We start from the raw sequence: 9,338 nt of genomic DNA, 5'->3' as shown, positions 1-9,338 counted from the left end.
ACATATTGATAATTAAATGGTTAATAAATTTAAAAAATTAAATGATACAAGTCATGATACAAAAATATTCCTACTGCCTTGGCTATGACTTTGTACCAATACCTCTCTTCTTACTTTTACTTTAATTTAAGAAATAGCTAAATTTTAGAGGTTACAACGGTTACTGAGGTTACAGCCTTATATGGCAAGGCTTTCAGGACGTAACCTTTTGAAAAACTCCAAAGGTTACAGTTTCTTGAGGTTACAGCTTAACATCAACTAACTATTTTCTTGTCAATAGGATTAATTTATCTAATCCTACTAACTTAAATATATGGATTTATTAATTTTCTATAACTAGGCACTATTTTTATAGTGCTTAGTTATTTTTAGGTCAGTTTATCGAGTTGGAAATCTTCAAAGGACTGATAAGGTAAACCCGTCTTAGTCTCTAAGACTTCAACATAACCACTACCTAAAATTAGCTGATTTCGTTCTTTTACAGTCTGTAGTTGAATTTTTAGTTTACCATTATCTAAGAAGCTAAAACTTCCAACATACAACTCATGCTTGTTGTGATCACTATTACTGGTTCTTTCTAGTCGAAAGGTTTGATCGGCATGAATATTTAAATCTACATTCATGCCATTACACTCATCGCAGAATGTAACACAACCAGCACAAGGAAGAGTTCCTTTATAATGACCTACCCATTTTTGAAGTTGGGCATCTAAAGGTTTTTTTACTTCTGAACTGACTTTCTCATTATTTGTAGCTGGATCATGTTGGTCACAACCCATCATTAAGCTAGCAAAAATAAAAGAGCTCAATAATCTTTTCTTCATCACGGTTCAACTTAATCTGTTTAATTTCACTATTTCACTCAAAAAATCAGAAAGACCAATCAAAGCGCAAAGTTGCTTTTAATGGTTCACCAGGCTGTACCCAAAAATTAGTATAGCTCGCAACGTAATAATCCTTATCGAAAAGATTATCTATATTGAGTTGGGCTCGTAAATCAGGACGGATCTGTAAATAGCCACCAATATTCACTACAGTAAATTCAGGCAAAGTTGTTCCATTATCAATATAGTTCGCACTACGCTGTCCATAATAGTTAATATTTCCGACTAGCCCTGCTTCATGGCCAAAAATATTCACTTGATAGTCAGCACTCAAATTAGCTGAGTGCTTAGGAATATTTTTAAGTCGTGAACCTTTTTTATCCACTTCACTTTCAATGACTGAAGCATCGGTATAAGTATAGTTGGCATTCACGCGGAGACGGTCACTAAATTGATGTTGTAACTCAACCTCAAGCCCCTGACTTTGTACATGACCATTGTCAACATAACTATCAGTAATGCCTTCTGTAAGCAAATGACGCTTATCTAAATCAAAATAGGTTAAACCTAACCAACTCTGTGGTAAAAACTGATATTTAGTGCCTAGTTCCCAACTGGTCGTTTTTTCCGGTTCATAAAGCTCATTATTTTTGTTTAACCCAGTATTAAGTTCAAAACCTTTACCCCAGTTACTGTAAAATGAAAGGCGGTCGGTTGGTTTAAAATTAATACCGGCTCGTGGTGTAAACGGTGTAAATGTTTGTTGTGAAGAACTTAACGTTTGATGGTTATCAATCTGCTGTTCTAAGCGGTTAAAACGCCCTCCCAATAAGATATTCCATTGATCATTTAAAAATACTTGATCCTGAATATTAATACCGATCATGTCTTGTGTTTCTTTAGTATTTTTAGTCACTCGTGTCAGAGCTAAAATATTTTGGCCATAAACTGGATTATAAATATCAATCGGACTATTTGTACCTGCTGCATTTCTTCGCTGAATTTGGTCAATCGTATAATGCCCAGCTTCTATATTAGTTACTAACTCATGTTTGAGAGAACCAGTATCAAACTTACCTCGTAAAATTGACTGAAAATTTATTGTGTCAGTTTCAAATTGACGAGCTCGACGGAAACGATTTGCTGTTCTTCCATCTGTGGAGATTGAACCAATTTCGGTAGATGTACCTTCACGCTCTCCATGGCTGTAAGTAAGAGCTGTAGTATTATTCCAATTATCGTCAAACTCATGATTCAAACGTAACTGATACATCTGATCCTTAATTTTAATATCGCCATCACTTGGTTCACCCAAGAATGTTTTCTTATTTACAGCAACTTTGCCATCAACCATTGGAATACCTCGGTCAAAGACACCTTGATATTCAGCAAACTCCGTATCAAGATTTAATTGGGTTTGATCTGATATCTTCCAAGCTAATTGTGGTGCAAGATAATAATGCTGATTATCTACATGATCTCTAAAACTTTTATTATCTTCATAAGAAGCACCTAAACGATAAGCAAAATCTTCATTAATGGCATCAGTTGTATCAACCGAGAGTCGATATTCCTCTAAAGTACTACCGCTAAGACTTAAAGTGCTCTTGCGTTGCCATTCAGGTTGTTTAGTGGTGATATTCATAATTCCACCAATTGCTCCCTGACCATACATCGCAGCCATTGGACCTTTTAAGAAATCAACTGCTTGGATATTTACCATATCTCGTGGGCTATGAATCCCACTCACAGAACTTAAACCATTACGCATATAGATCGTTCCCATATTAGGATCGGTACTAAATCCACGAAATGAGTAATTATCCCAGAAACCTCCACCATAACTATCTTGATAGACGACGCCATTTACAAAAGCCAAAGCATCATTAACCCGTTGAACATTATAGTTTTGAATATCTTTTTCTGAGACATGGGATTTTGTAAAAGGTACATCCAATAAATCATGATTAAACTGAGTAATCGCCTGTGAGGAAGTATGTCTCTCATCTTGTTTCTCAGCAGTAACCGTAATCGTTGGTAACCGCTCTGTGCTTTCCTCTACATTCAATTGCTTTTCAGCTGCAACAGCATTTGTTGAACACTGAATGATAAAAATACTCCACGCTAGTGGATGAAATAAAAATTTAGACATATACGACTCTGAATTCATGAATAGACTGTTTGTTAGCTTTTAAAATTTAAATGTCACGCCAAGCTCAACACTTCTTGGTGCCCCGATATAAATTTGCTTAGATGAATAACCAGAGTATTCGCCATAAAACTTATCGGTTAAATTTCTTCCCCAGAGCGTAAAAGTCATATTTTTTAGATCATACGCAAGTGATGCATCATATGTCGTATAGCCTTTTACGAAATATGTATTAGCAGTATCGGTATAGAAACCACTTGCATGTTTTGCAAAGCCACTCACAGTAATTGGTAATGTTTTAAACTGATAACTCAAAGAAGCATTTGCAACTTTTTCAGGTACATTCACAGGTTGATTTCCTGAACGATTAGCACCACCAGCTTCTATTAATTCTTTGTATTCTGCATCAACCCAAGATAAACCCAGATTTGCTTTTAACTGTGAAGTAATTGCAGCAGAAGCTGTAAACTCAGCACCTTTAGAAACTTGCTGTCCACCTTGAACAGTTAAATTAATATTATTCGGGTCACGGGTTAGAATATCGTTTAATTCAATCCAGTATATAGATCCGATCATATCTAACCTGCCATCTAATATACTCGACTTAAATCCAAGCTCAGCTGACTTTCCTTTTGATAAATCAAAATTCCCATTCGCCGTAGAAATAACAAGCAATGATGAAACTGGTGTAACAGCTGTACTATATTGTCCATAAATCTGGGTATTTGGATTTAAATTGTAAACTGTACCTAGACGCCAAGAAAAAGGATGAAACGAAGGATTAAATTGCTGCTCGCTGTCCGTGAGTACATTATTAACTGTACGTTCAATATCTAAACGTTCGTATCTTGCGCCCCCAACAATTAGCCAATCTGGTGTAATGTTAAAAGCATCCTCTGCAAAAATGGCCCAGTTTTTAATTTTAGTTGCAAATTTATTGTAACTAGTCCATCCCTCCCAACTATCTGAAGGCATCACTCCGACATTAGGATTGTATGGATCAACAGCTGCTAAGCTGCCACTTGGTCGTGGGCTACTAAAATCAGTATAGCTATACTCACTTCCCACGCTGAAACGATTACGATATTTCCCGGCAATTAACTCATCATTTTTCAGACTAACTCGATCGCTCCATACATCATGATCATGACTCCAGCGCTGTACAGTCCTCTTAAATAGACCAGTTTGAGTATCAAAATTTTGTTCAGGCGATAAATAATATTTACGGTCTGCATGATAGTAAGTTGCAATATTATTTAATGCCCATGTAGGCGATAAACGATAGTCTGTTGCCCATGACAATGTCGTGGTATCAGCGCTCAACTCTCCACCGTCTGGATTATAATTTTTATGTCGTGTTGCCTTATCAATCACTAAACCATCAGGATTATCCAAAATATAACTTGGATTTTTTGCAGTTGATGCAGAAATTAAAGGAGATCCATTATAGCTAGATGTTTCTTTATCATGATCAAAATTTGCCGAAAAAATCATAGATAAATTATCATCTGGTTTATACAGCAAGCTTCCCGCTGCACCAAACTTTACCGTTTTTTGGTTATCAATATCGAATAAACTATCTGACTTTAAATAGCTTATATCCGAACGTACAGCCAGCTCATCGTTTAAAGGAAGATTACCGCCAATAGCTGCTCTAACCGTATTAAAGCTTCCATAGTTCAACATACCCTCTAATGTTGACTGTTCTAAATTAGGCTTTTTAGTCACAAGATTGACAGCACCGCCTAAGGCCCCTTCCCCAAATAAAACAGATGATGGGCCTTTTAGTACTTCTATTTTTTCATATTTCCAGACATCTAAATCACGAGTAACAAAAGTAGAAGCACCAATCCGAACACCATCCTGTAAAACAGTATTCGTATTTCCAGAAAAGCCCCGCATCGTCAGAACTGCCGGATTACCTGGTACATTTCCAACGGTTGCACCTGTCACATTCCCAAATGCTTCTTTAACTGTTCTTAACCCTTTCTCTTGCATTTCTTTTTGAGTGATTATTTGAACTGTTGCTGGCGTTTCTTGAGAGGTTAATCCTAATCGACTTCCTGTTGTATTCACTTGTTTTAAATGAAGAGATTCAGTATCTAGATCTTTTTGTGCTTCGATAACTAATGTTGGTAATTGCACTGTTTGTTGTAAATCATCTGAGGCAAAAGTAGTGGTTCCAAATAATCCCGAAACCAATAAGGTGAAACCTAGCCGATAAAACAAAGCAGAATTAATCAAAATTGATCTTGATACGTCATGAGGTGAAACAATAGAACAGATCCCATTTAAGAATGGGTTTAACTTGAATTGAGACATTTCAATTCCTTTTAAGCATAAATTTCCGCTAAGACACCCAATGGATGTCTCAAAACATAATGTATTTGAAATTTAAGCAAATAAAGGAGGTGCCCGCCCTTGTGGCAATAAATATAAGCGCTGTAAAGCAAAATAAATATGCTGAAAATTACGTTCAAATGCCAACATTCGAACATAAAGACGGTCGAAGACCTCTTCAAGACTAAAGTCTAAACCCGTAGTTAAATTGGCAAATACCGTACAAAATGGACATTCATGTCCAATATCATGTTGGTGAGCACTTTGCTCTTTATAGATTTTTTGATCTTCATGCATCATATGATGCCGATCTGAATGATCAGATAAATGATGAGAATTATGTTGTTGAGCAGCAGTTATAGTATTTGAAAAAGCATCGGAAATAGAGACACAGACCAGCGCAATACGGTATTGTGCTGGCAATAATGGTTGTATAAATACAACGGATTGCAGAAACATTGCCATGAGGGCAAGGACTAGAGCAACTCTCAAAATAAGCTTTTTCAATATTGAGACGATGGCAATTTAACACACCCCTTACAATGTAAGCAATTGTTAGTGTTACACCATACTTAGAGGTTTGTCTCACTATAGACACAACGATCTTCTAATAAATCTTAAATAAAAATAAGAAGTTTAATCCGTCCTCCTATTAAAATAGTTTGTAGCTCTTCATTTTCAATTGATAGAAAATCTCAACTTATAAAAAATATCAATTATAATTTTGAGATAATCAGATTTTTGTTATAGTAAGGCGCAACCGATTTCCAGAAAGAGATCAATTGGGTGTTGATGGTTTTTGGAAGATTGCTAGGATTATATGCAGTCTTGTTACAAATCGCTGTGTTCTTACAGCCATTACTGCCAGAGAAATATCAAATTTCTCCAGTATGTGAGACTATTGCCCAAGCATTGCAACTTCCTCATTCTGTTGCCTCCCCTAGTCACGATCATCATAGTACATCACAGCAGCCGCACAGCATGTCTCATCACATGCAACATGCAGCACACGCTTCCTCATCTGACATTACAGCAAGCCACCATCACCATGATGCAGGACATCAGTGTCAGTACTGTGTGGTATACAGCCATGTTGTACCCTTACCTGACATTGATCTAAAACAAATTCTTATTCGAATTCAGGTACGGTTTCTCGCTTTTATTGAAAACTATTTTCACGTTTTCTTTCAGCTCCAGCAGCTCTTTCTAATTCCGCAAGGGCGTGCCCCTCCTCTTTGATGATCTTTCACTTGAAGCTCAAAACTTTAGTTTTGAAAAATTAATATTTTCAAGAGATTATCATTATGTTTTTTCTTTATTTTCATACTCTTAAAAGGGTAGAAATGACTACAGCTATAAGTCTAGCTCATCAGCAAAAAGAAGATGAGGTGCTCGCATGACTCTGGGTTTAACAGCACTTGAACTGGCAAGAATACAGTTTGCGTTTACCGTATCGTTTCACATTATCTTCCCTGCAATTTCGATTGGGCTTGCAAGTTTTTTAGCAGTTTTAGAATGGCGTTGGTTGCGTACAAATAATCCAATCTATCAGGACCTATTTAAATATTGGGTCAAAATCTTCGCTGTTGCCTTTGGGATGGGTGTCGTCTCAGGGGTGGTGATGAGTTATCAATTTGGCACCAACTGGAGTGAGTTTTCCCGCTTTGCAGGAGGCGTTACGGGTCCATTGCTCACGTATGAAGTACTGAGTGCCTTTTTTCTAGAAGCAGGATTTCTAGGCATTATGCTGTTTGGTTGGGGGCGTGTTGGTAAAAAAGCCCACTTCTTTGCCACCCTAATGGTTGCAATTGGTACCTGTATTTCAATGTTCTGGATTTTGTCTTCAAACAGTTGGATGCAAACTCCTCAAGGATTCACAATTGAAAATGGCATTATCGTTCCACAAGACTGGTTTGCAATTGTCTTTAATCCGTCTTTCCCTTATCGGCTTGCTCATATGGCAATTGCTGCTTTTATGGTTGCAGCTTTACTTGTAGCAGCTACCGCAGCTTGGCATTTACTAAAAGGCCGTCGGGATGAGCTGGTCAAAAAGTCATTTTCGATGGCACTTTGGCTTATTTTGATTTTAGCCCCCTTACAGGTCTTTGTTGGTGATGCACATGGTTTAAATACGCTCGAGCATCAGCCTGCAAAAATTGCAGCTATGGAGGGACACTGGGAGACCAATTATGATGAAGGTATGCCATTGTATTTATTTGGTATTCCTAATATGCAAGAAGAACGTACCAAATATGCAATTGCAATTCCAAATCTAGGAAGCCTTATTCTTACGCACTCAATGGATGGCTCAGTAAAAGGCTTAAAAGACTTCGCACCTGAAGATCGTCCTAATTCAACTGTGGTTTTTTGGAGTTTCCGTATCATGGTTGGTTTAGGCATGTTGATGCTATTACTGGCATTTACAGGAGTCTGGTTGAGAAAAACAGGAAAACTGTTTGAAAGTAAATGGTTTCATCGCTTCGCATTATTGATGGGTCCATCAGGTTTTATTGCATTACTTGCAGGTTGGTTTACCACAGAAGTAGGCCGTCAACCATGGGTAGTCTACGGCGTTATGCGTACAAAAGATGCTCTTTCCCCTGTTTCAGCCGAGCAAGTGGGCTTAACTCTGATTATCTTTGTAGTGGTGTATTGCATCGTTTTTGGTATTGGTATTTATTACATGCTGAAACTTATGCTTAAAGGCCCTGAATTTATTTATAGCCAACAAGATGAAATTGGCGGTGTTGGTCATTTTAAAACACCTATGCGCCCACTCAGTGCAGCAGATGAATATCTTGATGATAAAAATCAAGGAGCTTCTTCATGATTGATTTATCTTTAATCTGGATTGTAATTATTGCCATTGGCGTTTTCATTTATGTTGTACTTGATGGTTTTGATCTCGGTATTGGCATTTTGTTTCCATTCATCAAAAATCAGCAAGAACGAGATGTGATGATGAATACCGTTGCGCCTGTCTGGGATGGTAATGAAACATGGATGGTACTTGGTGGTGCTGGGTTGTTTGCAGCATTCCCTATAGTCTATTCCGCAGTTTTATCAGCACTTTATTTACCAATTATTTTGATGGTTATTGCATTGATTTTTCGGGGCGTTGCTTTTGAATTTCGTTTCAAAGCAAATCGTAGCAAGCCCTTATGGGATGCAGCATTCATAGGTGGATCAGTATTATCTAGCTTTTTACAAGGTGTGATTCTTGGTGCTTATATTCAGGGTATACATATTGTCGATGGGCGTTATGCAGGTGGTGGTTTAGACTGGTTAACACCATTTTCACTGTTCACAGGTGTAGGTGTGGTAGTTGTTTATGCTGCACTCGGCTGTGGCTGGCTTATCATGAAAACGGATGATGTATTACAAAGCACTATGTATCGTTTAATGCCAAGGCTAATCATAGTACTGTTACTGATTTTTATAGCGGTAAGTATATACACACCAATGGCACATCCAATAATTGCTGAACGTTGGTTTAATCCACCTCAACTTTTATATTTCAGTCCAGTTCCAATTCTAGTAGTGGTTTTCACCTTTTTAACGATTCGAGCTTGTCAAAAACATCAGGAGTCTATGCCTTTTTTATATACCTTGGCATTAGTGTTCTTAGCCTATACAGGTTTTCTGATCAGTATTTTCCCTTATGTTATTCCACCTTCTATTACGATTTGGGATGCAGCTGCTCCAGCCAATAGTCAACTATTTGCACTGATCGGTGCATTGATTCTAATCCCAATTATCATTATCTACACCATCATGGCATATTGGGTATTTAGGGATAAAGTACGTGTTGGCGATGAGGGTTATCATTAGGAGAAATTCGATGAGATTATCTCAATCACAATGGTTTATATTACTTTGGCTTATTGGTTTCTTCAGCTTACTTTTTATCGCAATGATATTTAGATTGCTCCTGCAATTAGCTTATTAAAGGAAGACCATGCATTAGCATGGTCTTTATTTTTTGGCAGGACTCTATAAATAGAGTGTTCTGAAATACGTAAAAT

Annotated in this window: 7 protein-coding genes; 3 read left to right on the top strand and 4 right to left on the bottom strand. The window is 37.3% G+C overall.

Annotation, left to right across the window (positions count from 1 at the left end):
* Positions 1-368: 368 nt before the first annotated feature.
* The 4 genes from HUN22_RS12855 to HUN22_RS12840 form a co-directional block, all read right to left on the bottom strand.
* Positions 369-824 carry a copper resistance protein NlpE N-terminal domain-containing protein gene (locus HUN22_RS12855; protein ID WP_078221201.1) on the bottom strand — a complete coding sequence of 152 codons (456 nt, stop codon included), beginning with the start codon at positions 822-824 and terminating at the stop codon, positions 369-371.
* 46 nt (positions 825-870) lie between these two features.
* Entirely contained in the window at positions 871-2,976 is a 2,106-nt protein-coding gene (locus HUN22_RS12850; RefSeq protein ID WP_174729981.1) for a TonB-dependent receptor, read from the bottom strand.
* Between the two features lie 39 nt (positions 2,977-3,015).
* Positions 3,016-5,295 (bottom strand): TonB-dependent receptor, encoded by a 2,280-nt coding sequence (locus HUN22_RS12845; protein ID WP_174729978.1) that lies wholly within the window; start codon positions 5,293-5,295, stop codon positions 3,016-3,018.
* Positions 5,296-5,367: 72 nt separating this feature from the next.
* A complete protein-coding gene (locus HUN22_RS12840; protein ID WP_086399736.1) occupies positions 5,368-5,778 on the bottom strand; it encodes a DUF2946 family protein in 411 nt (136 codons plus the stop codon).
* 327 nt (positions 5,779-6,105) lie between these two features.
* Here HUN22_RS12840 and HUN22_RS12835 point away from each other — a divergent pair, with 327 nt between their 5' ends.
* The 3 genes from HUN22_RS12835 to cydB all read left to right on the top strand — a co-directional run bounded on the left by HUN22_RS12835 (position 6,106) and on the right by cydB (position 9,144).
* Positions 6,106-6,552, top strand: a complete 447-nt coding sequence (locus HUN22_RS12835) for a DUF2946 domain-containing protein (protein WP_031959690.1) — start codon at positions 6,106-6,108, stop codon at positions 6,550-6,552.
* Positions 6,553-6,709: 157 nt separating this feature from the next.
* Positions 6,710-8,143 carry a cytochrome ubiquinol oxidase subunit I gene (locus HUN22_RS12830; protein WP_086399734.1) on the top strand — a complete coding sequence of 478 codons (1,434 nt, stop codon included), beginning with the start codon at positions 6,710-6,712 and terminating at the stop codon, positions 8,141-8,143.
* Positions 8,140-9,144, top strand: coding sequence for a cytochrome d ubiquinol oxidase subunit II (gene cydB / locus HUN22_RS12825; protein WP_017816568.1), 1,005 nt, complete (start codon positions 8,140-8,142; stop codon positions 9,142-9,144). Before HUN22_RS12830 ends, cydB begins: the two co-directional genes overlap by 4 nt.
* The last annotated feature ends 194 nt before the right edge of the window (positions 9,145-9,338 follow it).

This window comes from Acinetobacter lactucae (assembly GCF_013344765.1).
Classification (GTDB): domain Bacteria; phylum Pseudomonadota; class Gammaproteobacteria; order Pseudomonadales; family Moraxellaceae; genus Acinetobacter; species Acinetobacter lactucae_A.
The sequence above is the reverse complement of the archived record's forward strand: the minus strand, read 5'-3'. Positions and strand labels throughout refer to the sequence as shown.

What these genes read in the sequence shown, in the direction of transcription:
- HUN22_RS12855 (WP_078221201.1), bottom strand. Translation starts at nt 824, where the DNA reads ATGAAGAAAAGATTATTGAGCTCTTTTATTTTTGCTAGCTTAATGATG.
- HUN22_RS12830 (WP_086399734.1), top strand. Translation starts at nt 6,710, where the DNA reads ATGACTCTGGGTTTAACAGCACTTGAACTGGCAAGAATACAGTTTGCG.
- HUN22_RS12835 (WP_031959690.1), top strand. Translation starts at nt 6,106, where the DNA reads ATGGTTTTTGGAAGATTGCTAGGATTATATGCAGTCTTGTTACAAATC.
- cydB (WP_017816568.1), top strand. Translation starts at nt 8,140, where the DNA reads ATGATTGATTTATCTTTAATCTGGATTGTAATTATTGCCATTGGCGTT.
- HUN22_RS12850 (WP_174729981.1), bottom strand. Translation starts at nt 2,976, where the DNA reads ATGTCTAAATTTTTATTTCATCCACTAGCGTGGAGTATTTTTATCATT.
- HUN22_RS12845 (WP_174729978.1), bottom strand. Translation starts at nt 5,295, where the DNA reads ATGTCTCAATTCAAGTTAAACCCATTCTTAAATGGGATCTGTTCTATT.
- HUN22_RS12840 (WP_086399736.1), bottom strand. Translation starts at nt 5,778, where the DNA reads ATGGCAATGTTTCTGCAATCCGTTGTATTTATACAACCATTATTGCCA.